This window comes from Roseobacter fucihabitans, from assembly GCF_014337925.2.
GTDB classification, from domain to species: Bacteria; Pseudomonadota; Alphaproteobacteria; order Rhodobacterales; family Rhodobacteraceae; genus Roseobacter; species Roseobacter fucihabitans.
This window is the reverse complement of the sequence record NZ_CP143423.1, coordinates 3,050,125-3,076,752: the sequence shown is the minus strand read 5'-3', so window position 1 is coordinate 3,076,752 and position 26,628 is coordinate 3,050,125. Positions and strand designations below refer to the sequence as shown.

The 26,628-nt window shown below is 58.8% G+C and carries 30 protein-coding genes and 1 pseudogene; 11 read left to right on the top strand and 20 right to left on the bottom strand.

Annotated elements, in window-relative coordinates:
- Nucleotides 1-7: 7 nt before the first annotated feature.
- Entirely contained in the window at nt 8-334 is a 327-nt protein-coding gene (locus tag ROLI_RS15140) for an AzlD domain-containing protein (RefSeq protein WP_187431316.1), read from the bottom strand.
- Nucleotides 327-1,061 (bottom strand): AzlC family ABC transporter permease, encoded by a 735-nt coding sequence (locus ROLI_RS15135; protein ID WP_187431315.1) that lies wholly within the window; start codon nt 1,059-1,061, stop codon nt 327-329. The genes ROLI_RS15140 and ROLI_RS15135 overlap by 8 nt, the downstream gene beginning before the upstream one ends.
- 47 nt (nt 1,062-1,108) lie before the next feature.
- On the opposite strand from ROLI_RS15135, the gene ROLI_RS15130 reads away from it, so the two are divergent.
- From ROLI_RS15130 to ROLI_RS15110, 5 genes are read left to right on the top strand one after another with little or no spacing between them, the layout of a single operon-like run.
- Nucleotides 1,109-1,996, top strand: coding sequence for a formate dehydrogenase accessory sulfurtransferase FdhD (locus tag ROLI_RS15130; RefSeq protein WP_187431314.1), 888 nt, complete (start codon nt 1,109-1,111; stop codon nt 1,994-1,996).
- A complete protein-coding gene (gene mobA / locus ROLI_RS15125) occupies nt 1,993-2,601 on the top strand; it encodes a molybdenum cofactor guanylyltransferase MobA (protein WP_187431313.1) in 609 nt (202 codons plus the stop codon). Before ROLI_RS15130 ends, mobA begins: the two co-directional genes overlap by 4 nt.
- Nucleotides 2,598-3,089: a molybdopterin-guanine dinucleotide biosynthesis protein B gene (gene mobB / locus ROLI_RS15120; protein WP_187431312.1), complete on the top strand. Its 492-nt coding sequence runs from the start codon at nt 2,598-2,600 to the stop codon at nt 3,087-3,089. The genes mobA and mobB overlap by 4 nt, the downstream gene beginning before the upstream one ends.
- Before the next feature lie 20 nt (nt 3,090-3,109).
- The gene (glp, locus tag ROLI_RS15115) at nt 3,110-5,158 is read left to right on the top strand and encodes a gephyrin-like molybdotransferase Glp (protein ID WP_187431346.1); all 2,049 of its coding nucleotides are present in this window, start codon (nt 3,110-3,112) and stop codon (nt 5,156-5,158) included.
- 60 nt (nt 5,159-5,218) lie between these two features.
- Nucleotides 5,219-5,722 (top strand): aggregation factor core, encoded by a 504-nt coding sequence (locus ROLI_RS15110; RefSeq protein ID WP_187431311.1) that lies wholly within the window; start codon nt 5,219-5,221, stop codon nt 5,720-5,722.
- Nucleotides 5,723-5,725: 3 nt separating this feature from the next.
- On the opposite strand, the gene ROLI_RS15105 is transcribed toward ROLI_RS15110, so the two are convergent.
- The 7 genes and pseudogenes from ROLI_RS15105 to ROLI_RS15075 all read right to left on the bottom strand — a co-directional run bounded on the left by ROLI_RS15105 (nt 5,726) and on the right by ROLI_RS15075 (nt 11,392).
- Entirely contained in the window at nt 5,726-6,181 is a 456-nt protein-coding gene (locus tag ROLI_RS15105) for a hypothetical protein (protein WP_187431310.1), read from the bottom strand.
- A 306-nt stretch (nt 6,182-6,487) separates the two neighbouring features.
- Complete coding sequence (locus ROLI_RS15100) at nt 6,488-7,498, bottom strand: hypothetical protein (RefSeq protein WP_187431309.1); 1,011 nt, start codon at nt 7,496-7,498, stop codon at nt 6,488-6,490.
- Nucleotides 7,491-8,409 (bottom strand): annotated as a pseudogene (locus ROLI_RS15095) (IS1595 family transposase). Before ROLI_RS15095 ends, ROLI_RS15100 begins: the two are co-directional and overlap by 8 nt.
- 806 nt (nt 8,410-9,215) lie before the next feature.
- A complete protein-coding gene (locus ROLI_RS15090) occupies nt 9,216-9,632 on the bottom strand; it encodes a GNAT family N-acetyltransferase (RefSeq protein ID WP_187432099.1) in 417 nt (138 codons plus the stop codon).
- The gene (tsaB, locus tag ROLI_RS15085; protein ID WP_316247509.1) at nt 9,629-10,255 is read right to left on the bottom strand and encodes a tRNA (adenosine(37)-N6)-threonylcarbamoyltransferase complex dimerization subunit type 1 TsaB; all 627 of its coding nucleotides are present in this window, start codon (nt 10,253-10,255) and stop codon (nt 9,629-9,631) included. Before tsaB ends, ROLI_RS15090 begins: the two co-directional genes overlap by 4 nt.
- 13 nt (nt 10,256-10,268) lie before the next feature.
- Entirely contained in the window at nt 10,269-10,832 is a 564-nt protein-coding gene (locus ROLI_RS15080) for a NifU family protein (RefSeq protein WP_187432100.1), read from the bottom strand.
- A gap of 104 nt (nt 10,833-10,936) precedes the next feature.
- Nucleotides 10,937-11,392 (bottom strand): universal stress protein, encoded by a 456-nt coding sequence (locus ROLI_RS15075; RefSeq protein WP_187432101.1) that lies wholly within the window; start codon nt 11,390-11,392, stop codon nt 10,937-10,939.
- 137 nt (nt 11,393-11,529) lie between these two features.
- Between ROLI_RS15075 and ROLI_RS15070 the strand changes: the two genes are divergently transcribed.
- Nucleotides 11,530-11,934: a BLUF domain-containing protein gene (locus ROLI_RS15070; RefSeq protein ID WP_187432102.1), complete on the top strand. Its 405-nt coding sequence runs from the start codon at nt 11,530-11,532 to the stop codon at nt 11,932-11,934.
- On the opposite strand, the gene ROLI_RS15065 is transcribed toward ROLI_RS15070, so the two are convergent.
- Nucleotides 11,929-12,795, bottom strand: a complete 867-nt coding sequence (locus tag ROLI_RS15065) for a branched-chain amino acid aminotransferase (protein WP_187432103.1) — start codon at nt 12,793-12,795, stop codon at nt 11,929-11,931. The genes ROLI_RS15070 and ROLI_RS15065 overlap by 6 nt on opposite strands.
- A gap of 54 nt (nt 12,796-12,849) precedes the next feature.
- Entirely contained in the window at nt 12,850-13,077 is a 228-nt protein-coding gene (locus tag ROLI_RS15060; protein WP_187432104.1) for a hypothetical protein, read from the bottom strand.
- A 124-nt stretch (nt 13,078-13,201) separates the two neighbouring features.
- Here ROLI_RS15060 and ROLI_RS15055 point away from each other — a divergent pair, with 124 nt between their 5' ends.
- Nucleotides 13,202-13,903 carry a M48 family metallopeptidase gene (locus ROLI_RS15055; RefSeq protein WP_187432105.1) on the top strand — a complete coding sequence of 234 codons (702 nt, stop codon included), beginning with the start codon at nt 13,202-13,204 and terminating at the stop codon, nt 13,901-13,903.
- A 111-nt stretch (nt 13,904-14,014) separates the two neighbouring features.
- On the opposite strand, the gene ROLI_RS15050 is transcribed toward ROLI_RS15055, so the two are convergent.
- The 4 genes from ROLI_RS15050 to rimO form a co-directional block, all read right to left on the bottom strand.
- A complete protein-coding gene (locus ROLI_RS15050; protein ID WP_187432106.1) occupies nt 14,015-14,413 on the bottom strand; it encodes a thiol-disulfide oxidoreductase DCC family protein in 399 nt (132 codons plus the stop codon).
- 53 nt (nt 14,414-14,466) lie between these two features.
- Nucleotides 14,467-14,817: a hypothetical protein gene (locus ROLI_RS15045; RefSeq protein WP_262386693.1), complete on the bottom strand. Its 351-nt coding sequence runs from the start codon at nt 14,815-14,817 to the stop codon at nt 14,467-14,469.
- 84 nt (nt 14,818-14,901) lie between these two features.
- Nucleotides 14,902-15,144: a CDGSH iron-sulfur domain-containing protein gene (locus ROLI_RS15040; RefSeq protein ID WP_187432107.1), complete on the bottom strand. Its 243-nt coding sequence runs from the start codon at nt 15,142-15,144 to the stop codon at nt 14,902-14,904.
- Nucleotides 15,145-15,261: 117 nt separating this feature from the next.
- Nucleotides 15,262-16,635, bottom strand: a complete 1,374-nt coding sequence (rimO, locus tag ROLI_RS15035; RefSeq protein WP_187432108.1) for a 30S ribosomal protein S12 methylthiotransferase RimO — start codon at nt 16,633-16,635, stop codon at nt 15,262-15,264.
- Nucleotides 16,636-16,699: 64 nt separating this feature from the next.
- Here rimO and ROLI_RS15030 point away from each other — a divergent pair, with 64 nt between their 5' ends.
- Complete coding sequence (locus ROLI_RS15030; protein ID WP_187432109.1) at nt 16,700-18,652, top strand: AsmA family protein; 1,953 nt, start codon at nt 16,700-16,702, stop codon at nt 18,650-18,652.
- A 34-nt stretch (nt 18,653-18,686) separates the two neighbouring features.
- Here ROLI_RS15030 and kdsA read toward each other — a convergent pair whose 3' ends face one another.
- The 4 genes from kdsA to ROLI_RS15010 form a co-directional block, all read right to left on the bottom strand.
- Nucleotides 18,687-19,520, bottom strand: a complete 834-nt coding sequence (gene kdsA, locus ROLI_RS15025) for a 3-deoxy-8-phosphooctulonate synthase (RefSeq protein ID WP_338469190.1) — start codon at nt 19,518-19,520, stop codon at nt 18,687-18,689.
- Nucleotides 19,521-20,258: 738 nt separating this feature from the next.
- On the bottom strand, nt 20,259-21,287 hold the full coding sequence (locus tag ROLI_RS15020; RefSeq protein ID WP_187432111.1) for a permease: 1,029 nt from the start codon (nt 21,285-21,287) through the stop codon (nt 20,259-20,261).
- A complete protein-coding gene (locus ROLI_RS15015; RefSeq protein ID WP_187432112.1) occupies nt 21,280-21,624 on the bottom strand; it encodes a helix-turn-helix transcriptional regulator in 345 nt (114 codons plus the stop codon). The genes ROLI_RS15020 and ROLI_RS15015 overlap by 8 nt, the downstream gene beginning before the upstream one ends.
- Nucleotides 21,625-21,782: 158 nt before the next feature.
- The gene (locus tag ROLI_RS15010; RefSeq protein WP_187432113.1) at nt 21,783-22,394 is read right to left on the bottom strand and encodes a hypothetical protein; all 612 of its coding nucleotides are present in this window, start codon (nt 22,392-22,394) and stop codon (nt 21,783-21,785) included.
- 254 nt (nt 22,395-22,648) lie between these two features.
- On the opposite strand from ROLI_RS15010, the gene ROLI_RS15005 reads away from it, so the two are divergent.
- From ROLI_RS15005 to ROLI_RS14995, 3 genes are all read left to right on the top strand, one after another.
- Nucleotides 22,649-23,443: an SseB family protein gene (locus tag ROLI_RS15005; protein ID WP_187432114.1), complete on the top strand. Its 795-nt coding sequence runs from the start codon at nt 22,649-22,651 to the stop codon at nt 23,441-23,443.
- Between the two features lie 159 nt (nt 23,444-23,602).
- Nucleotides 23,603-24,127 carry a YHS domain-containing (seleno)protein gene (locus ROLI_RS15000; RefSeq protein WP_187432115.1) on the top strand — a complete coding sequence of 175 codons (525 nt, stop codon included), beginning with the start codon at nt 23,603-23,605 and terminating at the stop codon, nt 24,125-24,127.
- 2 nt (nt 24,128-24,129) lie between these two features.
- Nucleotides 24,130-24,624 (top strand): rhodanese-like domain-containing protein, encoded by a 495-nt coding sequence (locus tag ROLI_RS14995; RefSeq protein ID WP_187432116.1) that lies wholly within the window; start codon nt 24,130-24,132, stop codon nt 24,622-24,624.
- A gap of 122 nt (nt 24,625-24,746) precedes the next feature.
- Here ROLI_RS14995 and mdoH read toward each other — a convergent pair whose 3' ends face one another.
- Nucleotides 24,747-26,618 carry a glucans biosynthesis glucosyltransferase MdoH gene (mdoH, locus tag ROLI_RS14990; RefSeq protein ID WP_338469189.1) on the bottom strand — a complete coding sequence of 624 codons (1,872 nt, stop codon included), beginning with the start codon at nt 26,616-26,618 and terminating at the stop codon, nt 24,747-24,749.
- Nucleotides 26,619-26,628: the final 10 nt, after the last annotated feature.

The following is a 26,628-nucleotide window of genomic DNA, read 5'->3' as shown; positions in this document are numbered from 1 at the left end:
GCGCGGGTCAGGCCGCCAGATAAAGCAATCCAAAGAGCGTCGCGCCCCCTGAGAAAACAGCCGCCAGCACGTTTTTCGTCATCAACCCCACCACGAGCGTGACCACGGCTGCGCAGATGCGGGGCAGATCCGCGGTCCCATCGGTGGCCGCGGGCCAGACAACCTGCGGGGCAACCAGCGCCGGCAGCATCGCCACGGCGGTATAACGCAGGTGACGCAACAACCACGCGGGCATCGGTCGGTCGCCGACGATCCCGAGGAAGGTGAAGCGCAGGGCGTAGCTGCCGATGCCAAGGCCGATGATGACCGTCCAGAGTTTAACGGGATCAATCATGGCGCGCTTTCTTGCCTTCGAGCATCAGTTCGGCCTGCGCCCCCGCCATCATGCCAAGTGTCCCCGCGATGATCAGCCCCAGTGAGTAGGGGACCCAGGCGGTCAGCAGGCTGGTGGTGATCGCAACGACGGCGGCAATGACATGCGCAGGGGTGCGCAACATTGGGGCCACCATCGCCAGAAAGGTAATTGGCAGCGCGAAATCAAGCGCCCAGGCCTCGGGCACCTGTGCGCCGAGCAGCGCCCCGAACAAGGTGCTGGCATACCACATCGGTACAATCGGAAAGAGCACCCCGGAGAAATAAGCCATGCGTTGCGGCACGCTCATCTGCGGATCTTTTTCGAATTGCATGACCGAACAGGCATAGGATTGATCGACCGTGAAATAGGCGGCAATGGCGCGCTGCCACAGGGGCGCGGCCCCGATCCATGGCGTAAGGGCCGCCGAATACATCGCCACGCGCAGGTTGACCGCCAGCGCAGAGGCCAGAATGATCAGCGTGGGCGCATTTTCCTGCATCAATTGCAGGGCGGTGAACTGCGCAGCCCCGGCAAAAACCGCAACGGAAAACAGCATCGTTTCCAACACGTTGAGCCCCGCTTCGGTCGCCAGAACACCAAACAGCATGGCAAAGGGGGCGACCACCAGCAGGAACGGGGCACCTTCGGCGGCACCTTTCCAGAAGGCCCGCGCTTTTGTTTGTATTTTCGGTGTGGTGGAGGACATAGGATGCTTCTAAGTTACCCCACAGACGTAGCCGAGCCGCAGGGGGGATGCAATTGGCCAGACTGGATGACATCGGTGACTATTTGATCGCACCCGATCCCGGCGCTGCACGCCTCACGCGGGCGGTGGACGGGATCGATCACGAGGGTAATCGAATTACAGCCAGTGTCGTGGAGGAAAGGCCGCTGACGATATTCCTGAACGCGCAGGAAATCGTCACGGCGATGACGATTGGCGATTATCCGGATTATCTGGCGCTGGGGTTTCTGCGCAATCAGGGCATGCTGAGCGCTGCTGATGACATTACCGGTGTGGACTATGACGAGGAGCTTGAAACCGTCATCGTGCGCACGGCCCGCAAGACCGACTATGAGGAAAAGATGCGCAAGAAAACCCGCACCAGCGGTTGCGCCGTGGGGACGGTGTTTGGCGATATGATGGCGGGGCTGGAGGGGGTGAGCCTGCCCACGACGCCGGTGCGGACATCGTGGCTCTATGCGCTGAGCGCCAAGATCAACCGCACGCCATCGCTTTATCTGGAGGCGGGGGCGATCCACGGAACGGTCCTGTGTCATGAGGATAGGCCGTTGGTTTATATGGAAGATGTCGGGCGGCACAACGCGGTGGATAAGATCGCCGGGTGGATGTTGTCTGAAGCCGTGAGCGCCGAGGATAAGATCCTCTATACCACCGGGCGGCTGACCTCGGAAATGGTGATCAAGACGGCGATAATGGGCATCCCGGTGCTGGCCTCGCGCTCCGGATTTACCGCATGGGGTGTTGAGATTGCCCAACAAGTTGGTCTGACGCTGATTGGGCGCATGAAGGGGCAACGCTTTGTCTGCCTGTCCGGCGAGGACCGCCTGATCCGCGACGCTGACCCAGCTGCCGTGCCACAGGAACCGCGCCGCGCGGGCCGAAAGAGCGGCACATGAAACAGCCATTGGGGGTGATCCTTGCAGGCGGTCAGGCCACGCGCATGGGCGGCGGTGACAAAGGCCTTTTGATGTTGGGACGCCAAACGTTGTTGTCCCGCGTGATCGACCGGCTTGCGCCACAGGTCGCGGGGTTGGCGTTGAATGCCAATGGCGATCCGGCGCGGTTTGACCCCTTCGGCCTGCCGGTTCTGGCGGATAGTATCGAGGGGTTTGCGGGGCCGCTGGCCGGTGTGCTGGCCGGGCTCGATTGGGCGGCGGCGCGCGGTGCCGATAAGATTGTGACGGCCGCCGCGGACACGCCGTTTTTCCCCGGCGATCTGGTGCCGCAGCTGTTATTGGCCAGCGACGGCATGACGCATCCGCTGGTGTTATCGGCCACGCCGGACCCCGAACGGGGCCGCGCGCGCCATCCGACTTTTGGTCTTTGGCCGGTGGCGTTGCGCGATGACCTGCGCGCGGCATTGCAGGGTGGTTTGCGCAAGGTTGTGATCTGGACGGAAAAGCACGGCGGGCGCGAGGCCCTGTTTCCGGTAAGCACGATTGATCCGTTTTTCAATGTGAATACCCCCGAGGATCTGGCCCGCGCAGAGGCGTTTTTATGAGGGTTTACGGCGTCGTCGGCTGGAAAAATGCGGGCAAAACAGGTCTGATGGAACGGCTGGTGAGCGAGATCACGCGCCGCGGGTTTTCGGTCTCGACGGTCAAACATGCGCATCACGTGTTTGACGTGGATCAGCCGGGCAAGGACAGCCATCGGCACCGGCAGGCGGGCGCGCGCGAGGTCCTATTATCCTCGCGCAAACGTTTCGCCTTGATGCATGAATTGCGCGACGCCGAAGAGCCAAGCCTGGAGGTGTTGCTGAGCAAACTGAGCCCGGTCGATTTAGTCCTGATCGAAGGCTACAAACGCGACCTGCACCCCAAGATCGAGGCCCATCGCGCCGAGACAAACAACCCGCTGATTGCGCCTGAGGATGAAACGATCCGGGCGGTGGCCAGTGATACGCCCCTCACATTGGACAGGCCGGTTTTCAACCTCGATGATACCGGGGCCATTGCTGATTTCATCCTGGCCGAGGTCGGTTTGTGAAGGGCTTTGACACGATTGTCATGGTGGATTGGTCCGGCGGCAACGATACCGGCAAGACCCCGCGCGCGGATGCGATCTGGGCTTGCGTTGCGCGGCAGGGACGGGCCGAGGAGCCGGTATATCTGCGCAACCGGGCGCAAGCGGAGGACTGGCTTGTCGAGTTGTTTGAGGCCGAAACACGGGCGGGAAACCGTGTGTTGGCCGGGTTTGATTTTCCCTTCGGATACCCGCGCGGATTTGCCCAGGCCCTCACCGGGCGCGACGATCCGTTCGCCGTTTGGGCGTGGTTGGAAGAGCAGATTGAGGACACCCCGCACGCCAGTAACCGCTTTGATCTGGCGGCTGGCATCAACCAGCGGTTCGGGGGAAAAGGCCCGTTCTGGTTCAACGCATTGAAACGCGACATCGAAGGGTTGCCCCGTCGCAAGGACGGTTACGAAAACCCGTTCCCCGAAAAACGCGCCGCCGAAGAGGCCACCAAGGGTGCGTTTTCCTGCTGGCAGCTGGGTGGGACGGGGGCTGTGGGATCACAGGTTCTGATGGGCTTGCCCGTTCTGTCGCGGTTGCGAAAACGCTTTGATGTGGCCGTTTGGCCGTTTGAGCCGTTGACCGGTCAAATTGCATTCGTCGAAATCTGGCCCTCCCTGACGCTTGGGGCGGGACCGTTGGGCCAGATCAAGGACGCCTGGCAGGTGCAAGAAGTGGCCAGAATGGTCTCAAACATCGGATCGGATGTGCTGGCGCGCATCCTGGAGGTTGATGCTCCCGAGGAGGGGTGGATTTTCGGTCTCGGGCACGAAGCCGACCTGCGGCACGCTGCGGCGCAACCGCCTAAATTGACCAATGATTGCTTCGCCTTGCCGCCCGGTGTGCATTGGACCCCGGTGCGCGAAACCCTTGATATGTTGCGTGCGCGGCTTTCACCGGTCACGCCTGTGAGCACCGTGCCGGTTGGCGCGGCCACGGGGCGTATTCTGGCGCATGAGGTCATGGCACAGCGGTCCAACCCGCCCCTGCCCAACACGGCGGTGGATGGATATGGGTTTGCCGGGGGCAAGGCGGCGGGCGTGCACCGGATGCCGCTGGCAGAGGGGCGCGCGGCGGCGGGCGATGCGCCGGGCGTTGTACCGCAGGGTCATGCGGTGCGCATTCTGACCGGGGCTGCCTTGCCGGGCGGCGTCGACACGGTCGTGCTGCAAGAGGACGTGACGCTCTCTGAGGGGCACATCGCATTTCGCGGGCCGATCAAGCCCGGAGCAAATACACGGCGCGCTGGCGAAGACGTTCAGGAAGGCGCAAAAGCGCTGGAAAAAGGCATCCGCGTGGGGGCCGCTGAGGCGGCTTTGCTCGCAGCCATCGGGGTGCGGGAGGTCGCGGTGCATGCCCCCTTGCAGGTTGCGGTGCTGTCAACCGGTGCGGAATTGGTGCAAGCGGGGGACGCGGCCCAGCCGGGCCAGATATTTGACGCCAACCGTCCGATGCTGCTGGAACTGATCCGCGCCTGTGGCCATGTCCCGCTGGATATGGGGATCGTGCCGGATGATCGCGCCTTGCTGGCGCAACGGCTGGACCTGGCTGCCGGACGGGCCGACCTGATCCTGACCAGCGGTGGTGCCTCGGCGGGGGATGAGGACCATGTTTCCGCCTTGTTGCGCGAGGCTGGGGCGATGACGCTTTGGCGCATCGCGGTGAAACCGGGGCGCCCGCTCGCTTTGGGGATGTGGGCGGGAACGCCGGTCTTCGGCCTGCCCGGAAACCCGGTCGCGGCCATGACTTGCGCGATGATCTTTGCGGCCCCTGCCATGGCGCGTCTGGCCGGTCAGGACTGGCAAGAGCCGCAGGGTTTTGACGTACCGGCGGGGTTTTCCAAGCGCAAGAAGGCGGGCCGCACGGAATACCTGCGCGCGCGCATCCGGGATGGGCAGGCGGAGGTTTTTGGCTCTGAAGGTTCCGGCCGTATCAGCGGATTGTCCTGGGCCGAAGGCTTTGTGGAACTGCCCGATGCAGCGGTCGAGATCACAACCGGGACCATGGTCAGATACATTCCCTTTGGCAGTTTCTCCATGTAGCCTTGGTGTTTGACATAGCTGTGGCGGTGTCATCAAAATATCTCAAACAGGGAGATCAAAATGTTAAAGCTCCAATACTTCGCTCTGGCCGTCGCAGCACTCTGCGCCCCAGCAGCACATGCGGAATGTAAGCAGGCCTTGACGGTGAAATTCATCGAAAGCGCCCCAAAGGATCGGTTTGACATTATTCACACCGCCACGGGTGTTTTCGTGACCGGCCTGCGTATTGATCTCAAGGGGTCCGCGGGAAATCTGGTGTTTGACACGGCTGCGGGGGGGCAGGGTGTTGAGGTGTTCCAACCGTTTGAGCCGCAAGGTGAGATGCAGCGGATCGACGTGGCGGATGGCGCGGATCAGTTGGAAGTGCGCCTGAACAACATGTCCAAGGGGCAGCGCGCCGGGTTCACCATTGACGTGGATGATCGCCAGATTCGCTCGGATCTCGGCCAAATCCGCGTTACAGGCGGTGAGATGGCGGGCGCGCGCGTCTTTTTCAGTTTCGCGGATGGTACGGTGATGGAAACCCGTTTTGATGCAGATAATCGCGCAAAACTCTGCACCTAGCGCTTAGTCAAAGGGTGCGTATATACTTAACCCGCCGTTAGACAAGACTGCACTTTCAGGCGGTTCAATATTCTCCCATCGCTCGGCAATTGAGACACAAGCGGCCTGAACATTTTGAAACCGTCTTGTGGCGTTGGTAGGCGCGGCTATGAAGTGTCCCGTCGCACCATCCAGTGTCAGACATAACTTTTCCTCTGCGGCGATTTCGTCTTCGCCATAGGAAATCAAGAAATCCCCATTGACATTTAAGGTGTCACGCTCAAAGTCATCATTGGCCACCATTTCAAGATATCGGTAACCTTCTGTACTAAACGAATCGGCGCTAAGCGTTCCATCTTTTATTAGAGTTGGCGATGAAGGTTTTCGCCCTGATATGTTGAATGCCTCTGGCGATTTTGCGCTATTTGCAGTTGCGAACGATGGAGCGCTGTTGTATTTCAGATGCGACCATATAGTCACTAAGGAACCGACTGCTCACCTTTGGCGTCTTGACCCATCGGTGCGTTGGCTTATCACTCATACCAAGAACCTTTCAGGGTAGTTATAGAGGAACTCTATCTTACCGCGAATACTGAAGATAGTAAGCGCCTTTCAATTGCGCCGATCACTTCCTCTAAGCTGGCACGCTGCCCAGAGCCGCCAGAGGACACCAGTGGGTACTTCCTTATGGAAGAGCGTGTGGCAGAGCCAAACGGCATGGTGACTATCTTAGCGCGCATTTCAGACGCTGAGGCGGCGTATCGAATAGGACGCGTTTTCTGCATGTCATGAGTCAAGATCATACGCTGCTATGACAAGCTGCGAAAACGATGCCGGAAGTTCCTTTTGCTTGATTTTCGTGTTGATGTATGTGGTGAATTTTCCATCACCGATATAATTCTCACGCATCCACCTTCGAAACTCTGGCAACGCCGCCTCTGGATAGGCATTCGCTGGCTGCGGGTTTGATTTTGCTTGAGGGAAATAATCAGGGAAGTTGTGATCCCACGGAACGCGCTTTCCAAACTTGGACTCAAGCTCTTGGGCTTTCCAATGCTTTGCCCAGTGAATACCAACACTGCCGTCCGGCACAAATGAACTGTCAATCGAGAGGCCAGCCTGCCCAAGCGTGACAATCATGTCTGCTATCTCCTTAAAGACGCTGAAATATCCAGTGGGAACGGAATTGTACGTCAGAGACACTCGGTCGTGGAATTGCTTCCAGACAGCTGGGACGTGCTGTTCGGGGTCATACCCGACTTGGGAATAGATGAAATCATGAAGGGCCTTTCCTGCCAAAAGCCGGAAGTTCTTGATTGCGGTATCCCGAACACCTTCGCCAGCGTCAAAGGCGTAATACTCCAAGACTGCTATGCAGACGACATCCGGATAGGCATAGAAGGCACCGCTGCGCTGATTTATCTTGATGTGTGGGGCCTCAACCTTGATGCTTTTGGACTCCAGCAGTTCTTTAACGCGCTTGGTGAGCGCTCGGCGCTCGTTTACCCAATCGGCACTCAACTCAACGATACGTGCGTTGCTGACGCCGCATAGTCGGGCAAGCCCTCGTCCAGTTAGGAACGGCGTCCCATCCGTCAGCACACCCATGCCGACGCCATCTACTTCGATCTGCTTTTCAATTTGCAGATTTAGCCTGCCTTGGGCGGGGGTGATCGCGGAAGCCCCGGGGGCGGTAGTTAACATTCTGTTTTTGCTTGATTTTGGGGTGATCGCGCCGACCACCTCATCAAAGCTGGCATCAATAGGCTTAATTGTGGTTTCGGGCTTTTTAGCCATTGATCAAGTCCTTGTAGGTCAGACGTTTATCAACCATCCGGTCAATCGTCATGGTGATGAAGTTCATGGTGCTAGCTTTTGAGGTGTTATGGCGGAACGAAAATTCGTTGATGTAGCGGTGCAGGTGATCTTCGCTCATGTAGTGGTAAACGCCGATGTACCCGCGCTTGAGCAATGACCAGAAGCTTTCAATTCCGTTGGTGTGCACCATGTCGCGGACATACTCGCCAGCAGAGTGACGAACCGTCTTGTGGGTGTAGCCCTTGACCTCAAGGCTTTGTAGGCGCGGACTCGTCTGTAACGACTTCGCCACCCTCTGGTGCGTTTTCCTGCGCGAAACCAACCAGTGTGGCCGCATTGGTGCGCTTAACAGGCTTGGCGACAACTTCGCCGCTTTCGTCCCGCATGCCAACGACAGCGATCTTGCCAACCGCGCCACGGCCCGCTTTCAGCTTCTTATCGGCGTGTTTGTTCTTCTCTTTTCCGCCCACATAGGTTTCATCCACCTGAACTTGGCCGTCCATCTTGTTACTATTGCCGCCCATCCAAGTTTCGCGGATGCGCTGCGCAAGGAACCATACTGTTTTCTGAGTGACACCCAATTCGCGAGCCATCTGAGTGCTGGAGATGCCCTTACGGGCGCTGGTGAGCATGTAGATGGCAAGCAGCCATTTGAGCAAAGGAAGGCGACTCTCTGCAAGGACTGTGCCAGTGCGGACGCTGAAATGCTTGCGGCAATCTTTGCAGCGATAGGCCATTGGCTTGTGATCTTTACACTCAGTCACGGCAACCGAGCCGCAGTGACCACATACGGGTTCATCATTCCAATGACGCGCTTCAAAGAATTGACGCGCCGCTTCCTCAGTAGGAAATTTCTGAAAGAACTCAAATGTGCTAAGTGTATCGGTCATCACGCTAAATCCCTTTTCTGAAATTAAGCTAGCCAAAACGGATATGGCGTTAAGCCAAAATTGGCTAAAGCGGTTTGCGTTTGATCTGAATTGATTTGTGTTTCCCAAAGGAGTCTTTGTCTGCTTCATTTTCAGTGTGGAGGTGGATGATGGGCAAACCTCTTTCTTTAGATCTTCGGCACCGGATTTGCGGGTATGTTGCTGCTGGGATCTTTTGTCGTGCAGCAGGGCGTATTTTTGGTGTCAGTGCGGCAACGGGGGTGCGTTATGCTGCGGACAAACGAGAGCGGCGCGACGTCACGCCCAGACCACAGGGCAGGCCGGTGGGCCGGATTTGGCCAGCTGGCACCGTATAAGGATTTCTTAATCGGGATTATCCGTGCCGAACCAGACATAACATTGCATGCACTATCGGGCGCGCTGGAAGACGCATACGGCGTATCCGTTCACCTCTCATCAATTCACCGCGCCTTGGTACACGCCGGGTTCTCATATGGAAAAAGGACTTATCGCACGGGAACGTAATCGGCCTGCCCTGCGCAAGGCAAGGCGGGGGTGGATCAACCACCGCCAGCCGCGCATGCGCGAGGAGCCAGGAGCCACACAGACTGGTCTTTATTGCTTCTGGGGACATTGCTGCGCAATACCCTGACGGCCAGTGGATGAGATGGCTTTCTCAAAGCCCATCTGAGACGGATCGGACCAAAAACGTTTGATACAAACTTCCAGGCCCTCGGCGACATTTATGATCCGTTTGATCCAAGCGAATGCTGGAACCTCCTCAAGGCTGCCGGATATGCCTCAGATTAAATGCGAAATGTTTTAGGTGCATTTGACATCAAGAGCGCATCAACTGCCGGGCGACCGTCGCGCGCATAATAGGCTTTTCGCCTCCCGGTTTCGGCGAAACCATGTTTCTCATAAAGCCGCCGGGCCGGTGTATTGTCCGCGGCGACCTCCAGGAAAGCGATATTTCCGGTCGGTTTGGCAAGCCAATGTGACATCAGACGGTCCGCTATGCCCTGGCGGCGGCATGCGGGATCAACCGCGAGCGTCAGAAGCTCGTCTTCGCCCGCAACCGAGCGGATGAGCGCAAATCCTCCCGGTTCATCAATGAATGAAACGTATTTGTTTGATAATAAATCGCTGAATTCCTGCGCTGACCAGGCCCGCTCGGACATAAATGCTCTGCGGTGCAGATCGGCAAGCGCCTGTGGTGTCATGGCAGGATCAGGGGCGTTGCGTCGCGCGCCGGTGCTGCATCCGCAGCGCGCAAATAGAGCGGGGCGGGCCGTGGGGCGGTTGTGTCTTGTCGTGCCATCGTCAATCGGGCGATGGCCTGCGCCACAGGCCGGGCGGGGGACTGTCCGCCGTGGCCGATCAGAGGGCCATCAAAAACCGGCATCTGATCCACGCCGTAAAGCGCCGGCGCCTGAATGGTTTCGCCGTTAAATATCTGGACATAAATCTGTTCGCGGCGCGCATCGATCGCACAGGCGCAGGGGGCAGTTGCGCCATATTGAAGGGCCTCAAGACTGGATATGCCAATCGCCGGGATGCCAAGCCCCAGAGCCAGGCCGCGCGCCGCAGACACTGAAATACGAATGCCGGTGAAATTACCGGGGCCGATCCCGACGCCAATGGCGGTCAGGTCGGAATAGGCAACACCAGCCTGCGTCATCATTTCCTGGCACAGGACCAATAACCGTTCTGCCTGCCCCTTCGCCATGGGTTCTTGCGCCTGGGCGACAATGCGATCCCCCACAAGAACGGCGACGGCGCAATGGGCTGAGGAGGTGTCAAACGCCAATACCATCGGCGTTTTGGGGATTGCGGGCGATGCCACGGAACACAAGGGCTCAGGTGGCGACGGGGCGCACTTCCGTCACTTCCGGAATATAATGACGCAGCAGGTTTTCGATGCCCATCTTCAACGTCAATGTTGAAGAGGGACACCCCGCGCAAGCGCCCTGCATGTGCAGATAGACAACGCCCCGGTCAAACCCATGAAAGGTAATATCGCCACCGTCCTGTGCCACGGCGGGCCGCACGCGGCTGTCGAGCAATTCCTTGATCTGATCGACGATCACACCGTCTTCGCCCTCATGCTCGGCATGGCCTGAGACGGGCGTATGATCTCCGGCCATGACCGGTTGGCCCGACTGAAAATGTTCCATGATCGCGCCCAGCAAAGCGGGTTTGATGTGATCCCAATCCACGGCTTCCGCCTTGGTAACGGTTACGAAATCGGTGCCGAAAAACACACCCGCCACGCCCTCTACGGCAAAAATCTTTGTGGCGAGCGGCGATTTATCAGCCGTTTCCGGTGTCGGGAAATCCGCAGTACCCATTTCCAGCACTGTCTGACCCGGCAGGAATTTCAATGTCGCCGGGTTGGGGGTCGATTCGGTTTGGATGAACATGGTGCCTCTCCTGATGTTACATCAGATATGCGGACGCAGGGCGGCTAAGTCAAGGTTTGGAATCGTTCTAATCTTTCTCGGAGGGCCCTTTCCGACAGATTTGATCAGGTAATCGCCTCGAGCTTCTCTTTGCTCAGATCACCGGGCACGATGGTGATTGGTATCGGTAAGTTGCCCGCGCTTTTGGTCAGCTGCGTCACCAGCGGTCCGGGTCCCTTTTTATCGGTTCCAGCACCAAGCACCAACACGCCGATGCTTGGATCTTCATGAATTTGCGCCAGGATTTCGTCGACGGGTTGTCCTTCGCGGATCACCAGCCCCGGATCGATCCCCTGTCGGTCCCGCATCCATTTGGCAAAAACTTCGTAATGCACTTCGATCCGCTCGCGCGCCTCTTCGCGCATCATGGCACCGACCCCGATCCAGTGGTTGAATTCATCCGGTGGAATAACCGACAGGATTTCAACGCCCCCGCCTGTATTGGCGGCCCGCATTGCCGCAAACCGCATTGCATTCAGGCATTCGCGGCTATCATCCAGAACGACAAGAAACTTACGCATCCTACCATGTCCCCCTTTTTGTGCCGGATCATGACGGGTCACGCCCGAGGGCGCAATCGCAATCTACGCTGCAATGCCTCTGGACAGTTGCCCGCGCAGGCGCGATGCTGTGATGCAGAAACGGGGGTCATCAACCCATGCCCAACTTGCAACTCATCTATGCGTCACGGCCCTTCGGCTATGATCTGAACATGCTGGCGTCCATTCTTGCAACATCTCGCCAACGCAATACCCGCGATGATATCACCGGTGCCCTGATTTGCCGCTCGGATGTGTTTTTACAATTGCTCGAAGGCCCTGCGGTGCAGGTCGAGGCGACATTCCAGCGCATTTGCCGGGATGACAGACATCTTGAGATTACGAAGCTGGCCAGCGGGTCAGTTGAGGATCGCCTGTTTCCGGACTGGGCGATGAAACATGATCCGGCTGAAAGCTGGCTCTATCCGCCCGAAGCAATCCACGATGGGGCCCTCACTTCGGCAAGTGAACAAGAAATCCGGGCCATATTCCTGCGATCAGGCAATAGCCAAGGATCATCATAGCGGCTGGGAGGCTGCCCAATCCCAGTACATATCGCGTAAGCGCCGCGCCATCGGCCCGACCTGATATTGTGTGTCCTCAAAGGCCTTGACCGGCGTAATTTTCGACATGTTTCCGGTCATGAAAACCTCATCCGCGCCATGAAAATCCTCAAAGCTCAGGACTTTTTCATGCACAGCTATGCCATCCGCCTTCATATTGGCGATATGACGTGCACGGGTGATCCCGGCGAGGAAGGTGCCATTGGCGATGGGGGTGAAGGCCTCGCCGTCCTTGACCATAAAGATATTGGCTGTCGCCGTTTCGGCCACATTGCCCAAGGCATCCGCCACCAATGCGTTGCTGAAACCCCGCGTGCGCACCTCTGCCAGCATGCGCGCGTTATTGGGATAAAGGCACCCGGCCTTGGCGTTCACGACACTGGATTCCAGCACGGGGCGACGAAACCGGGTATGGGCGAGCGTCACCGCCGCATCCGCCGGGGCCATCGGAACCTGCTCTAGGCTAATCGCGAATCCGGTCTCATCAGGGTTCGGCACAATCGCCGTGGCATCCCCGTGAATGGCCCAATACATCGGCCGGATATAGACGGCATCATCCGGGCCATAGTGCTTGAGACCTTCGCGTATGATTTCGACCATATCCGCCGTGCTGACGGTCGGGCGGATCATCAAAGCCTCAGCCGAACGGTTCACCCGCGCGCAATGGGGGGCCAGATCGGGCGCGCGCCCGGCAAAGAACCGGGCACCATCAAAGACGGTCGTCCCCAGCCAGCTGCCGTGATCCGCTGCGCGCATGACTGCAACATCGCCCTTGTGCCAGCGCCCGTCGAAATAGGTGGTGATATGCGTGCCAATGCTCATTGAATGTGGGCTCCGGAGAGGGGGGCGGACGCGAGCCGCCAGTTGAAACGATGTCTAGGGAACGCGGTAGACGCCTTCGGGCAGGTTCAGGGCGGCGGTCAGATCGCGCCACTGTTCCGGTGACAGGGTGATGGAAACGATGCGATCCGTGCGGGGGTCATATTGGTTCAGCAGGATCGCGCTTTCCGTGGCATGCACGCTCACGTCCTCCTGCAACGGTGCGCTGCCGTCATCCACCAGCGTCACAACGGTCGCGTCAAATTCATGTTCAATTGTAAACATGTGGCCAGAGTACGCCATGCGCCCGCTGATGCAAGAGCACAAAGCTGCGTGATCGGGCTGGCCGCTGACAATGAAGGTGCTAAGATGATGAATGTGAAAATAAGAGCCGAGAGGATGCAGCCCGATGCCATGCAAACCGATTGTCACAGTTATAAGCGCGCTGCTGCTTGCCGGATGCGGGGTGGCAACGGGTGGGGGGCCTGTTGCGACATCGGGACCGTTGCGTATTGAAAATACAGCCTCCGGGCAGCAATCCTTCTCTCAGATCGTCAGCGTGGTCGAACCCGTAGCCGAGCAGGAGTGTCGCAACCGCACCAGAGGCGTCAATTGCAATTTCAAGATTGGTATCGACCCGCGCGCCGATCAACCCGCCAATGCTTATCAGACGCTCAATGATGCCGGACGCCCCATTATCATTTTCACACAGGCGCTCATTGATGACGCGCAGAATTCCGACGAGCTTGCTTTTGTCCTCGGTCATGAGGCGGCGCATCACATCGCCGGACATATCGCGCGCCAGCAGCAAAACGCGGTGGCCGGGGCGGTGATCGGGGGGGTCCTTGCAGTCCTGGTGGGCGGGGGTGCGGAAACGGTGCAATCCGCGCAACGCACCGGCGCGCAGCTTGGGGCTCGCAGCTATTCCAAGGATTTTGAGCTTGAAGCGGATGCATTGGGCACGGTGATTACGGCACGTGCGGGATATAACCCATTGCGGGGTGCGCAGTTTTTTGCCCGCATTCCAGATCCGGGCGACAAATTCCTGGGCACGCATCCACCCAACAGCCAGCGATTGGAAACCGTGCGCCGTACCGCTGCGGGGTTATAGGGGCGCTATCATTGTATCGGTTTCACAAGTGGATTGAGGTGCGCGATGAGCGACCTGACCAATTGTGCGATGCCCCGGTTTGAAAGGGCCGCAAAGACCTGCGTGGGTAGTTCAGGGATCGCGTTGTGGTGAATGCCCGCAGGCTGATGTGGCAACACGTTTCTGATGCCGCCAGTAAAGCAGCGGTGCCAGGATAAGGTCATAGGTCCAGACCGCCAGGCGATGGATGCCCGGCAGCTTGACCAGTTTGCCCAGCCAGCGATATCGCGGCAGGCTGTCCCACAAGGCAATGAACGCGGGTACGCCGTTGAAAACCTGATCGCCTTTGCGCAGGTGCAATCGCTTGGCCGCCTGCTCCTTGTCGATACGCCACTCGCGCAAAACATCGGGGTCATTCAGGTTGTCAAATCGGACAGGTAAAGAATGCGCCTTACTGATCCGCGCATAATGGTCGATTTCCCGACGGCATACGGGGCAATCCGCATTATAAAGAACGCTCACTTGTGTCATGCACTTGACATAACCCGGTCTTGGCCTCTTGCCACGGTCCGAATTGTCGCAGATCAGCCAGGCTTGTTACTCTCAATCCAGTTCGACATCATGCCTTTGTCACGAAAGCACTCGCGCGGGATGTCGCGGCGCTTTATCCGCGCGATCCGTTCCGCAAAAGCGACCTGCTTGGAGGAGGGGTAATTAGAAAACCGCCCTGTGACGGCTTTCGGTTTATGCGCTTCAATCCATGCGGATAGTTTCGCGCGATTGGCGTCTGTTCCCTTGGGGATCACGGCACCAGTTTTTGCGGCGATGGACTGTGCGTAGCGCAATTGTTTCTCCGTGACGGGGCGGGGCTGCTCAATGGGTCGCGCGCCTTGCGCTTGCGAAAACAGACCAGGGAAACTTGGCTCAAAAGACATAACGACGCCTCCTTACGTTCCTTTACATCTAGAACGAAAAGAGAACAAAATCAACAGTGGCCCGTTAATATTTAGCAAGAGCGCTTAGAGCTTGTTATGGCCCCCGTCACAAAGCGGCACCTTACCTGTCGCCTTGCAGCCACAGAAAAACACAGTTTTGTCCGAATCCGCTTCGTATTTCACGGGCGTAAACCCGGTGTCCTTATGCGAGCCATCACAAAACGGTTGCTTGGAGGACTGGCCGCAAGAGCACCAGAAGTAGGCTTTGCCAGCGGATACCTCGACGGGGTAGGGGGATTTCTGGGCGATCTTGGGACGTTCGGACATAAGGAACCTTTCTGGAATAAAAGCGATATGATGCAATCGCTGCGCTTTTCAGAGCGTTCCATGTAACACGGAACAGGTGATTTGTCAGGGGCCGCTCGCGTTGATGCAGCTCACGCCTTATTCGAGCACACGGCCCCAAAGGTCGTATTCTCCGGCCTCCTCGACTTCGACTGTCACGATATCGCCGACAACGAGCGCCTCGAATCCTTCATCGATAAACAGGTTGCCGTCAATCTCGGGGGCATCTGATTTGGTACGACAGGTTGCGGCCTCCGCATCGATATCGTCGATGATAACCTCCATCCGTTGACCGATTTTAGCGGCCAGTTTCGCCTCTGAGATGCTCTGCGCCTTGGCCATGAAACGATCCCAGCGGTCTTGTTTCATCTCTTGGGGCACATGATCCGGCAGCGCGTTTGAGCGCGCCCCGTCCACGTTTTCGTACTGAAAGCAGCCGACGCGGTCCAATTGGGCCTCATCCATCCAATCCAGCAGGGTTTGGAATTCCTCCTCGGTTTCACCGGGATAGCCGACAATGAAAGTGGAGCGCAGCGTCAGATCGGGACAAATATCACGCCAGGCCGCGATTTCATCCAGCGTTTTTGCCGCCGCCGCCGGGCGCGCCATGCGGCGCAACACCTCCGGGTGGGCGTGTTGAAACGGAATGTCCAAATAGGGCAGGATCAGCCCGTCCGCCATCAGCGGAATAAGCTGGCGTACATGCGGATAAGGGTAGACATAATGCAGCCGCACCCAAGCCCCGAGTGAGCCAAGATCACGCGCCAGATCGGTGATATGGGCGCGATGCCCGCGATCCGTCGCATGTTTGATGTCCACGCCGTAGGCTGAGGTATCCTGGCTGATGACCAGCAATTCCTTGACGCCGCTTTGCACAAGCTTCTCCGCTTCGCGCAGCACCGCATGGGCGGGGCGTGATTGCAAACGCCCACGCATATCGGGGATGATGCAGAACTTGCACTTGTGATTGCAGCCCTCTGAAATCTTGAGGTAACTGAAATGGCGCGGTGTCAGGCTGACTTGGGACGCGGGCAGCAGATCGACAAACGGATCGGGGCTGGGCGGCACCGCACCGTGCACCGCATCCAGCACCTGTTCATATTGATGCGGGCCGGTCACGGCCAACACGCTGGGGTGCGCCCCGGTGATATATTCAGGCTCCGCCCCCAGGCAGCCGGTGACGATCACCCGGCCATTTTCCTGCAAGGCCTCGCCGATGGCCGCCAGGCTTTCGGCCTTGGCGCTGTCCAGAAAACCGCATGTGTTTACGATCACCGCATTTGCACCGGCATAATCGGGCGAAATACCATACCCTTCGGCCCGCAGACGTGTCAAAATACGCTCACTGTCGACCAGCGCCTTGGGACAGCCGAGGCTGACCATGCCGATGGTGGGCTGACCGGGGCGGGCGGGATCACTCATCCGGGCTTTGGGGGCCAGATCAGGACGCAGATTGGGTGGGTTTGTGCTCATGATCTGCGCTATAGTGGAAGTATGGGGTCCAGAAAAGGGCTCGTGAGCAAGGGAAGAGTGCGGCATGAAGTGGATTTTGCGTCTGGTGGTTTTGCTGGTGGTGCTGGCAGGGGTCGCCGTGGTGTCGGTTTTGTTGCTGCCAGCAGAGCGGATTGCACGGATTGCGACGGATCAATTGAGTGCCGCAACCGGGCGGGATGTATCGATCAGCGGGGATGTGGGGCTGACATTCTGGCCGGTTCTTGGGGCGCGTGTCCAGGGGCTCAGCATTGGCAATACCGATTGGGCAGAGGCCGATGCGATGTTTGAGGCCGATCAGGTGGCCATTGGGGTCGAGGCCATGTCGCTGCTGGGCGGTGACATCCGGATCACCAATATCGAAGCTGAAAGCCCGGTGATCCAGCTTGAACAACGCGCCGATGGGCGCGCCAATTGGGTGTTTTCCGAGGCAGCCGTCACGCAAGCAGAACCAAGCTCTGCGGCACCTGCCACGCCCGAAACCACCGCACGCGGGTTCAGCATCGAGCGGGTAAAAATTACCAATGCCAGTTTCGTCTACAATGCAGAAGGCAGCCCTCTCCAATCCTATGACGACGTTGATATGACGCTGGACTGGCCCGACCCGGCTGGAAAAGCCGACATCGCGCTCTCCCTTCAACCCGCCGATGCCAGAGTGAACATTAATGCGGGTATCGATGGTTTTGCGGTGTTTCTTGCGGGACAAACCCAGACGCTGCGGGCAGATGTGCAGACGGATGCAGGCACGCTGTCATTTACTGGCAAGGGCAGTATTTCGGGGGCGGTGGACGGAACCCTGCTGCTGAAAACCGATGATTCCGGTGCCTTTCTGCGCGCAGCCGGTGTGCCGGGTGTCGCATTGCCGGACACGCTTGGCCGCCGTATCGATCTCAAAACGGCCTTGACCCTCACGAGTGATCTCAGGCTGGCGCTGCGGGATCTGGCGGTTGATCTGGGGGGGAACAAACTCTCTGGCGCGGCTGATGTCATCTTGAGCGCGGTGCCCCAGATCAATGCGCAACTCGATGTGGGCAACCTTGTCTTGCCGCAGAGCGAGACCCCGTCCACGGGGGCGAACGAAACTGGTGCCGCGTCCCCCGCTCCGGCCAATTCACCTGCGGCTGGCAGTGGATGGCCCAAAACGCCGCTGGATGCCAGCGGTTTGGCGGCGTTCAATGGTGAGATTGCCTTGAGTGCTGACAGCATCGATCTCGGTCAGTTCAAACTGGGCGCAACGCGCGCCTTGCTGCGCAACGACCGCTCGCGCATGGTCTTTGAGTTGCGCGATGTGCAGGCCTATGGCGGTACTGTGACGGGCGAGTTTGTCATGAATAACCGTTCCGGGCTTTCGATCGGCGGCGGTTTGACGGCAAATGGCATCCAGATGCAACCCTTGCTGAGCGATGCCGCAGATATTAACCGGCTGACCGGCGACGGCACAGTGCGGTTAACATTTCTGGGGTCTGGCGGATCGGTTGATGCGATCATGCGGTCGCTGTCCGGGGATGGGTCTCTTACGGTGGGTCGCGGGACAATCCTGGGTATTGATCTGGATCGGCTGATGCGCTCGGGCGATGCGGGCGCGGGAACAACGGTCTTTGACAGCCTCAACGCGACTTGGAGCATCGCCGCGGGCGTGCTGCGCAATTCCGATCTGTTGTTGCAGCTCAAGAACTATCAGGCATCGGGCGCGGGCGAGGTCGGGCTTGGTACGCAAACCGTGGATTTCACCGCAACCCCCGTCGCGCTCAGAGCCAATAGCGGGCAGGGTATTTCTATCCCTGTACGGTTCACCGGACCCTGGTCGGACGTCAAAATTCGCCCCGATCTCGAGGCGGCTTTTGATGCGGAACTGGATGCCAAAGCGGATGAGCTGGAGGCGCGCGCCAAAGAAAAACTCTCCGATAAGCTCGGGATCGAAACACAAGAAGGCCAGTCCACGGAAGATGCCGTGAAGGATGAGCTAAAAAACAAGCTGTTACAAAAGCTGTTCGATTGAATTCCGCGCGCCCGGACGTCGCGCGGAACGACGATCAGATTTGCACAGGCGATGCCTTGGCCAGCCGGTCAAAATCCATAAGGGTTTCGATCAACGCGGGCATTTGGTCCAGATAAACCATATTCGGGCCATCGGAGGGGGATTTGTCCGGGTCCTCATGGGTTTCGATGAAAACCGCCGCCACGCCGATGGCGACCGCCGCGCGCGCCATGACCGGTGCAAATTCGCGTTGCCCCCCCGAAGAGCCACCGCGCCCGCCTGGTTGTTGGACCGAATGCGTCGCATCCATCACCACCGGGTAGCCTGTTTGTGCCATCTGCGGCAAAGACCGCATATCAGCCACGAGGGTGTTGTAGCCAAAAGACGTGCCGCGCTCGGTCAGCAGGATGCGTTTGTTACCCGTCGATTCGATTTTCGTTACGATATTGGGCATTTCCCAAGGGGCGAGGAATTGCCCCTTTTTGACGTTGATCGCGGCGCCCGTTGCGCCCGCAGCCAGCAACATATCGGTTTGCCGGCACAAAAAGGCCGGGATTTGCAGGATATCGACCGCATCGGCGGCAAGGGCGCATTGCGCTTCATTATGTACATCCGTCAGGACCGGCACGCCGATCTTTTTGCCCACGGATTGCAGAACCTTGAGCCCCTCGTCGATCCCGAGGCCCCGGATGCCGTTCAGCGACGTGCGGTTGGCTTTGTCATAAGACGCCTTGAAGACATATTGCGCACCGGCTGCGTCGCAGGCTTCTTTCATCTTGCCGGCGATCATCTGCGCGTGATCCGCGCTTTCTAACTGGCACGGACCCGCAATCAGGGTGAGAGGCTGGTCGTTGCCGATCCTAAGAGCGCCAACTGAAACATTTGTCATATTAGGAAATCACCTGTTCGCGAATAAGGAAAGCCGTGAAGGAGATCATCAGGTAGACACTCGAAAAGATCAAGGAGGCCGCGACGGATTTTCGAATTTACGTGGATTGCTGGCCTGATGCGAGGCCTATGGCGCGGCGCTGATGATACGATATCGCACCTGGCGATGGGCTTCCATACGGGTTGGTTTCATCTGCAGCTACGTGGATTGAACACCTTGTCGCGCGTTGCAAGCTCGGCCTGTTCATTGCAGACAACAGGGGTCAAACGCGATACCGGGTCGATGCGGGGTTTTATAGAGGCGTCCTTACGGCAATACGGTCCGCTGATGTCGCAAACTGCGTCCCAACAATAATCCACTGATGCCGCCGCCCTGCCATCCGCCTGTTGGATCAAGATTTCCGATTTCGGCGCATATATGGGTATGGCAAGTTAGTAAAATATTACCCCATGATGAGGGTTGGTAATGCGGTGAAAAACGAAAGGCGCGCCTTTGACATGGTAAATTTGCGACGTCTGCGCTTGTTGATATCCCGCGGGATTATCGACATCTGGCAATGGCACCTTTTTGCGGGGCTGAGGTGGGTCGTGAAGAACGCACCGCGTTCTTCTTGATGCGTTTCCTGTCACGCAAACGCTTGTTCTTGGTCTCAAACGCCGCCCTCTTGCCGGGGCGCTCTGGTTCGTCCTGTCCGGGGCTGTGCGGTTTGAGTGTAGCTCAGCGGCGCGCGCGGGAGTTTCAGGCCAGGGTTTGCCAGACCATTCCAGCAATAACCGCGCCGATCAGGGCAAAGGACAGATAGGCCAGAAAGACACGCGGCTTGACCAGGGCCCAGACGGCGACGGCCGCCGGGATGCAGCTGACACCGCCTGCGATCACAAAGGACATCGCCGCCCCCGGTGCCATTCCCTGGCTCAACAGCGCATCCACCAGAGGCACCGCGGCATAGCCGTTGAGATAGGCAGGCGCCCCAACCAAAGCGCCCAGCACAATCGTCCAGACACCTGTTCCGCCCAGCAGGCCCGCAATCATTTCAGCGGGCACATGATCAAGCATCAACGCTTCAATTACATAAGCCAGGGTCAGCCATTTCAGCAGAAACATCGCATTTTCAAGCGCTGTATCGCGAAAGGTATCGCGCCGTTCCGTTTCTTGCCAGAAGCGCCAGAGCGGTGCGCCGCTGAAGGGTTTCTTGGCACCGCAGCATCCCCCAACGGCAGGGCGTTCGCGCAAGGGGTCGGCAAAAACAGGCGTGCGCGCAAAGAGCATGGTGCCAAAGCCGCCCAACATCCCGAGGCCAATCGCCGAGACGGCCTTGGCGGTCGCAAATTCCCATCCCAGCGTGCCAGAGGTAATCAGGAACATGGCCGGGTCCATCAGCGGAGAGGCCAGCCAGAAGGCCATAACAGCCCCCAGCGGCGCGCCGACCGCCAGCAAGGCGGCAATAAAGGGGATGACTTCGCAGCTGCAAAATGGCGACAAACCGCCCAGCAGCGCCGCCATGACGATCATGCGGGGTTGATTGCCGGAAAAGGCCTTGGCCAGCAGTGTTTCCGCGCCGGAGGCCTTGAGATAGGCGACGGCCAGAACCGCGAAAAGGATGAAAGGCGCCGTGCCCGCTAGTGCTTTCGCCACAAATTCAAGGGTCGATGTCAAACGGGCGGTATCAAACACTGCAACCAGGATCAGCAGGCTGAGCGTGACGCCCCAGGCCCCAGGGCGCGGCAGACGTCGGACTGCGGAAGGTGTCGGGGTGGCATCAGCCATGGCGGTGCTCTCCATCCGGGGCCGTGCGATCGGCACAGCATTCGTTCAACAGGAATTTGGAAAGGGCCTGCACATCGTCAAAGGCCACGGCGGCGCAGATGACGCTGCGCCCCTGTTTTACCTGTGTCACAAGGCCCGCTGAGGTCAGTATTTTCATATGGTGCGTAAGGGTTGATCCCGTCACGCCCGTGCGTGCGCCCAGAACGCCAATACTCAGCCCTTCCGGGCCAGCCCGCACCAACATGCGCAAAACACTCAGCCGTTGTTCCGAGCCCAGAGCCGCAAATTGCGCCGCCGCGACGGTCAGATCGATATCGTTTGCAAAATTCATTTCCATGTTTCTAGAAGTATTGAATTTATTGAGTCGTTGCAACATTTATTTCGACTTTTGTCGAAATGAAATGGAAGGCGCAGTTTTTCCGTGTCGTATCGAGAGATGCTGATTTTGTTTCTCTGCCGCACATCGGAAGGTTCTGGCGGGGACGCCGCGCGAATTCATGACCTTGCGTGTTTTGCTCGCTGATCTGGTGACAAACCAGCATTGGCGTGTGGATCCCGCGACATGGGCCAGAATTTACGCTCGACCCGGAGCTTTTTCTTGAAAACGATAGACTCGATTTCCGCCATCGGTCCCCGAACAACGCTTGAATGCCTGCTTTGCCAGAGATCAACCGGGAGTTTTCGCACCTTTGGCGCGGCCCCGAGGGGGTTGGCACGCGGCTTTGACACATGGCGTTCCGGGGCGACCCCGAAGCAGTTTTCACGCAGGGCTGGCGCGCTCCTAAAACGGCGGGCGGAAAGATATCCGACAGGGATGCCGCCGTGATTTGCATCCGGACTGCAACAGGGTGGTTTGCCATCGGCGCAGTCATTCCCCGAGACCCGCCCGAGCCGATTTTTGATTGCATCCAAGGCGGTTGCAGGCCCATCCTGCGCCACCCGAGCGTCGGAATTCCCCGTAACATCGCGGGTGGTGATCCCTTGACGTTCATGTTTCGTAGCCTCCTGTCCGGCTTGTTGCGCGTGGAACAGCGGCGGGATTTGTGTACCGGAGGGTTGGAACAATTGGCTCGCCTGAAAAATCAGCCGTGCCGGGGGTTCGCTCAAAGGCGACAGCGCTTTTACACAGATGATGCAGGTCAAAAACCAAAACTGAGGCCGTAACCATCCGGGCGAGGGGGCAAAAGCATCCGAACCTCTTGTCATCAAAACCGTATTCTTCTGATCCGCGCCGTCATCATTTGCACTTGTGGACGGCGCAGGGTAACGGCAGGCAGGCATCCGGTGGTGCGCAGATATATTGCCGGATGCCTGACAAAGGACGTATCAGACCAGACCACGATCAAGCCCGAGGTGCCGCAATGACACAAGAAACCGCGCTGGACCGCGCGCATGCCGCGATGGAGGCCGCCCCCCAGGAGGACGCGGCCCGGCTGCGATATTTCGAAAAACTGGCGGAAAGCGAGATGTTTCTGATGCTGGCGCAGGACGCGGGTGACGGGGATCAGGTCACGCCGGAGGTGTTTGAGCTTGAGGATGGGCGCTATGTGCTGGTGTTTGATCGCGAAGAGCGACTGGCCCAGTTTGCCGGACAACCGGTGCCTTATGTGGCGCTGTCGGGACGCGTGATTGCGGGCATGCTGGCCGGGCAGGGCATCGGGTTGGGGGTGAACCTTGATGTGACGCCATCGGCTATGTTGCTGCCGCATAGGGCGGTGGATTGGCTGCACGCCACACTTGGCAACGCACCCGATGAGGTCGAAGCGAAAATCACGCAGATGCATCCGCCTGCGGGTCTGCCAGAGGCGCTGATCACGGCGCTGGATGGCAAATTGGCAACCGCCATGGGGCTTGCACAATGCGCGTATCTGATTGGTGTGTCTTATGATACGGGCGGGCGCGGCCATCTTTTGGGGTTTGTGCAGGCCGTGCCAGAAGCCCAGGATGCCCTGACCAAGGCAGTCGCAGAGGCGCTGACTTTTTCGGGCATCGAAGCGGGAGCACTTGACGTCGGGTTCTTCCGCGCGGGTGATCCGATTGTGGCGCAAATGGATAAGGTTGGGCTGCGGTTTGATTTGCCGCAGTTGCAGGAACCGACCCTGCGCAGGGTTCCGGCTCCGGGGTCCGACCCGCAAAGACCGCCAAAACTGCGTTAATCGCTCACGCAGGTCTCACGGCGTGATCACGCAGCGCGCGTGTTTTTTCACAAGCGCGCGAGAGAGTGCTTCAGAGGGTGCACAGAACGCCAATGGTCCTCTACACGGGACACAGACAGGATCATCTCGGAATGTTCCTTTGCCGAATTGGAGTTTGCAATGAATCGTTTTCCCCTCAAAATCGCCGGTATCGCGATTGCTTTGACCATCGCGTCTTCCGCTTGGGCGGGTGATCAATATGTTGATCCGACAGGGTTTGCCGTGTCGGGCTATGACGTGGTCGCCTATTTTGATCTGGACCAGAATGCCGTTGGTCAATCCCAACCCGCAGCCATCCCGGGCAACAAGAACATCACCGCCACTCATAATGGCGCGACGTTTGCCTTCTCCACAGAGGCCAATAAAGCCGCCTTTGAAGCCAACCCCGAAAAGTACTTGCCGCAATATGACGGGCATTGTGCCTACGGTGTTGCCAAGGGCGGCAAGGTACCGGGCAACCCGAACCTGTGGCGTATTCTGGACGGAAAACTCTATCTCAACATCACGCAAAATGTGGTTGGTTTCTGGGAAGAGGACATTCCGGGCAACCTGGAGCTATCGGAAAACAACTGGGTCAGCATTGAAGCAGATCCCGCCTCCGACCGCGCCATCCCGCAGTTTGAAAGTTCTGCGCCGGTGAATTGAGTTTGGCAAAAAAGGTTCCCCCTGCCAACTCTGCAACACCCTCGCCGCGTCTGTCGCGGCGAGGCGTTTTGGCGTTGGGGGCCATCGGCATCGTCACCGGTGGGGCAGGTGCGGCGCGCTGGTTCAATATCTGGGCCGAGAACGGTGAAGCTGCCCTATCCGCTGCGGAGGCACATCAAGCCGCATTGGCCGGAGAGGTTACACTGATCGATATCAGACGCCCGGATGAATGGGCACTGACCGGCGTCGGCGAGGGGGCGATTCCTATCGACATGCGGCGCGGCGATTTCATCGAGGCTTTGATGCATGTGGTGCGGGGGGATACCACGCGCCCTGTCGCGCTGATCTGTGCGCGGGGGGTGCGCTCACATCACCAGGGCGCGAAACTCCTGAGCGCCGGGTTTACGCGTATTATTGATGTTCCTGAAGGGATGCTTGGATCTGGTGCAGGACCCGGCTGGATCAAACGCGGCTTGCCGGTGCGGCGCAAGGGCTGAGCTCTTTTGACCGCCATCGCGTCCTGCAGGCCGCCTCACCTTGACCGGATCCACCATGATCCCAAGCGCGTCATTCCTGATCCACGCACGATGTCCTGAACACCAATAACGACCGCCCGGTATTATTCCGCAGGCATGCGCGCCGCTTTCAGCATGGCGTGAAGACGGGAGCGTTCCAGGCGGGCGCGGCTGACGATGCCGGGTTCGCGGATCGTGTTGGGGCTTTGCATTTTCAGCCCTCCCGGCAGCCTGCGTGATAGCGGTACGGCGCTCAGGGCGGAGAGCGGCACCGCAAGGCAGAGGCTCGCCATAATCGGGATCAGCCAGAACGATACCAGCCCCGCACCCAAGCCCGCCAAAAGCACCAGACCAAGGATGGTTTCCACCCAGTGGAAGCGCAGCAGGGTCGAGAGCGGATAGGCCTGCGCGTGACGCGATTGCGCCACCCAGGCATCTGAGCGCCCAAAGAGCGCCCGCAACACCGCGCGGGTTTGCTGTACCATCATGATCGGCGCATAGGCGATGGAGAGGGTGATCTCGACCACAAAGGCCATCAGGAACGCACCGCGCCCGCCATAGACCCTGGTGGCCTTGGGGTGCAGCGCGATGATGCCCGCGCCAACCAGCTTGGGCGTCAGCAGCATGGCGTACATGATGACCAGAAAGACGGCTGAATCGATATGGCTCATCTCGGGGGGCCAGTCGGGGAACAGCGGGTTGGTTTCGTTGAAATACCGCACAACGTTGGTCTCGGAATCCACGCCCAGCAAGGCCCAGACAATCAGCAGGAAAAACCAGGCGGGCGAGAGCAGATAGCTGACCGCGCCGTGGAACAGATGATAGCGCGAGACCGGATGCAGCCCGGCGGTTTTCAGCAGGCGCAGATGTTGCAGATTGCCGCGACACCAGCGTTGATCGCGCAGCGCGTAATCAATCAGCGTGCCGGGGGTTTCCTCGAAACTGCCCGTCACGCGCGGCAGGAAGCGCACCCGCCACCCTGCGCGGCGCAGCAACCCGGCTTCGACGAAATCATGGCTCAGGATCAACTCCGCCTTGCCCTTGCGCCCCTGCAAATACGGCAGCCCGGCGGAGGCCGCAAAGGCGCGGGTACGGATAATCGCGTTATGGCCCCAGTAATTGCCCTCGCTGCGCGCCCATTTGGCCAGACCTTCGGCCAGCAGCCAGCCATAGGCGATGTTAGAGAACTGTTGCAGACGGGCGAAAACGGTTTCGGCCCCGATCAGCATCGGAAAGGTCTGGATCAGACCGGCGCTGGGATCAACGCTGAGCTCATCGGCAAGCCGCTCAATCGCGCGCCCCGTCATCAGGCTGTCCGCATCCAGCACAAGCATCGCCTCATAGGCGGCCCCCCAGCCGGTGATCCAATCCAGCAGGTTCCCGACCTTTTTGTCGAAATTGGTTTCACGCCTGCGGTAATGGACGGCGACGCCTTGTGGGGCGGAAGCGCGCAGGGCCGCAAAAGCACGCAATTCATCCAACGCGATGTCATCATCCCGCGTATCGGAGAGCACAAACAGCGTATAGCGATGCGGGCTGTTCTGGCGCGCCAGATCATCCAGCATGGCCGTTGCATTGCCAAAAACATCGCTCGGGACCTCGTTGTAGATTGGCACCAGCAAAGCCACGTCCAACGGTATGATATCACAACGCGGGCGGGTCTGCGCCTTTTCGCGTGCCAAAAGCCCGGCAATGGCAACCCCGACCGTGCTGACCGAGAGGGTCACCCAAATGAATGTCACCCCGATGAGCATCAAAAGGACCCATTCCAGACCGGTCATGCCGGTTTCGGACAGCCAGCCATACATGCCAGCAACCAATAATGCGGTCGCTGTGAGGGCCGGGACGAAAAGCGCCAGTCGCCACCCAAAGCCACGCCCAAAGTTCGGATTGGCGTGGCTTGCAAGCTGGTCAGGGCAGGCAGACAGATCCTGCGCCCACATGCGCATTGGCGTGCGGGGGGGCATGGTCGTCATTGCCGTGTCC

Excerpts from the sequence above, each read along its gene's own strand:
- ROLI_RS15140 (WP_187431316.1), bottom strand. The coding sequence starts at position 334 with ATGATTGATCCCGTTAAACTCTGGACGGTCATCATCGGCCTTGGCATC.
- ROLI_RS15135 (WP_187431315.1), bottom strand. The coding sequence starts at position 1,061 with ATGTCCTCCACCACACCGAAAATACAAACAAAAGCGCGGGCCTTCTGG.
- ROLI_RS15130 (WP_187431314.1), top strand. The coding sequence starts at position 1,109 with ATGCAATTGGCCAGACTGGATGACATCGGTGACTATTTGATCGCACCC.
- mobA (WP_187431313.1), top strand. The coding sequence starts at position 1,993 with ATGAAACAGCCATTGGGGGTGATCCTTGCAGGCGGTCAGGCCACGCGC.
- mobB (WP_187431312.1), top strand. The coding sequence starts at position 2,598 with ATGAGGGTTTACGGCGTCGTCGGCTGGAAAAATGCGGGCAAAACAGGT.
- glp (WP_187431346.1), top strand. The coding sequence starts at position 3,110 with ATGGTGGATTGGTCCGGCGGCAACGATACCGGCAAGACCCCGCGCGCG.
- ROLI_RS15110 (WP_187431311.1), top strand. The coding sequence starts at position 5,219 with ATGTTAAAGCTCCAATACTTCGCTCTGGCCGTCGCAGCACTCTGCGCC.
- ROLI_RS15100 (WP_187431309.1), bottom strand. The coding sequence starts at position 7,498 with ATGGCTAAAAAGCCCGAAACCACAATTAAGCCTATTGATGCCAGCTTT.
- ROLI_RS15090 (WP_187432099.1), bottom strand. The coding sequence starts at position 9,632 with ATGACACCACAGGCGCTTGCCGATCTGCACCGCAGAGCATTTATGTCC.
- ROLI_RS15080 (WP_187432100.1), bottom strand. The coding sequence starts at position 10,832 with ATGTTCATCCAAACCGAATCGACCCCCAACCCGGCGACATTGAAATTC.
- ROLI_RS15075 (WP_187432101.1), bottom strand. The coding sequence starts at position 11,392 with ATGCGTAAGTTTCTTGTCGTTCTGGATGATAGCCGCGAATGCCTGAAT.
- ROLI_RS15070 (WP_187432102.1), top strand. The coding sequence starts at position 11,530 with ATGCCCAACTTGCAACTCATCTATGCGTCACGGCCCTTCGGCTATGAT.
- ROLI_RS15065 (WP_187432103.1), bottom strand. The coding sequence starts at position 12,795 with ATGAGCATTGGCACGCATATCACCACCTATTTCGACGGGCGCTGGCAC.
- ROLI_RS15060 (WP_187432104.1), bottom strand. The coding sequence starts at position 13,077 with ATGTTTACAATTGAACATGAATTTGACGCGACCGTTGTGACGCTGGTG.
- ROLI_RS15055 (WP_187432105.1), top strand. The coding sequence starts at position 13,202 with ATGCCATGCAAACCGATTGTCACAGTTATAAGCGCGCTGCTGCTTGCC.
- ROLI_RS15050 (WP_187432106.1), bottom strand. The coding sequence starts at position 14,413 with ATGACACAAGTGAGCGTTCTTTATAATGCGGATTGCCCCGTATGCCGT.
- ROLI_RS15045 (WP_262386693.1), bottom strand. The coding sequence starts at position 14,817 with ATGTCTTTTGAGCCAAGTTTCCCTGGTCTGTTTTCGCAAGCGCAAGGC.
- ROLI_RS15040 (WP_187432107.1), bottom strand. The coding sequence starts at position 15,144 with ATGTCCGAACGTCCCAAGATCGCCCAGAAATCCCCCTACCCCGTCGAG.
- rimO (WP_187432108.1), bottom strand. The coding sequence starts at position 16,635 with ATGAGCACAAACCCACCCAATCTGCGTCCTGATCTGGCCCCCAAAGCC.
- ROLI_RS15030 (WP_187432109.1), top strand. The coding sequence starts at position 16,700 with ATGAAGTGGATTTTGCGTCTGGTGGTTTTGCTGGTGGTGCTGGCAGGG.
- kdsA (WP_338469190.1), bottom strand. The coding sequence starts at position 19,520 with ATGACAAATGTTTCAGTTGGCGCTCTTAGGATCGGCAACGACCAGCCT.
- ROLI_RS15020 (WP_187432111.1), bottom strand. The coding sequence starts at position 21,287 with ATGGCTGATGCCACCCCGACACCTTCCGCAGTCCGACGTCTGCCGCGC.
- ROLI_RS15015 (WP_187432112.1), bottom strand. The coding sequence starts at position 21,624 with ATGGAAATGAATTTTGCAAACGATATCGATCTGACCGTCGCGGCGGCG.
- ROLI_RS15005 (WP_187432114.1), top strand. The coding sequence starts at position 22,649 with ATGACACAAGAAACCGCGCTGGACCGCGCGCATGCCGCGATGGAGGCC.
- ROLI_RS15000 (WP_187432115.1), top strand. The coding sequence starts at position 23,603 with ATGAATCGTTTTCCCCTCAAAATCGCCGGTATCGCGATTGCTTTGACC.
- mdoH (WP_338469189.1), bottom strand. The coding sequence starts at position 26,618 with ATGACGACCATGCCCCCCCGCACGCCAATGCGCATGTGGGCGCAGGAT.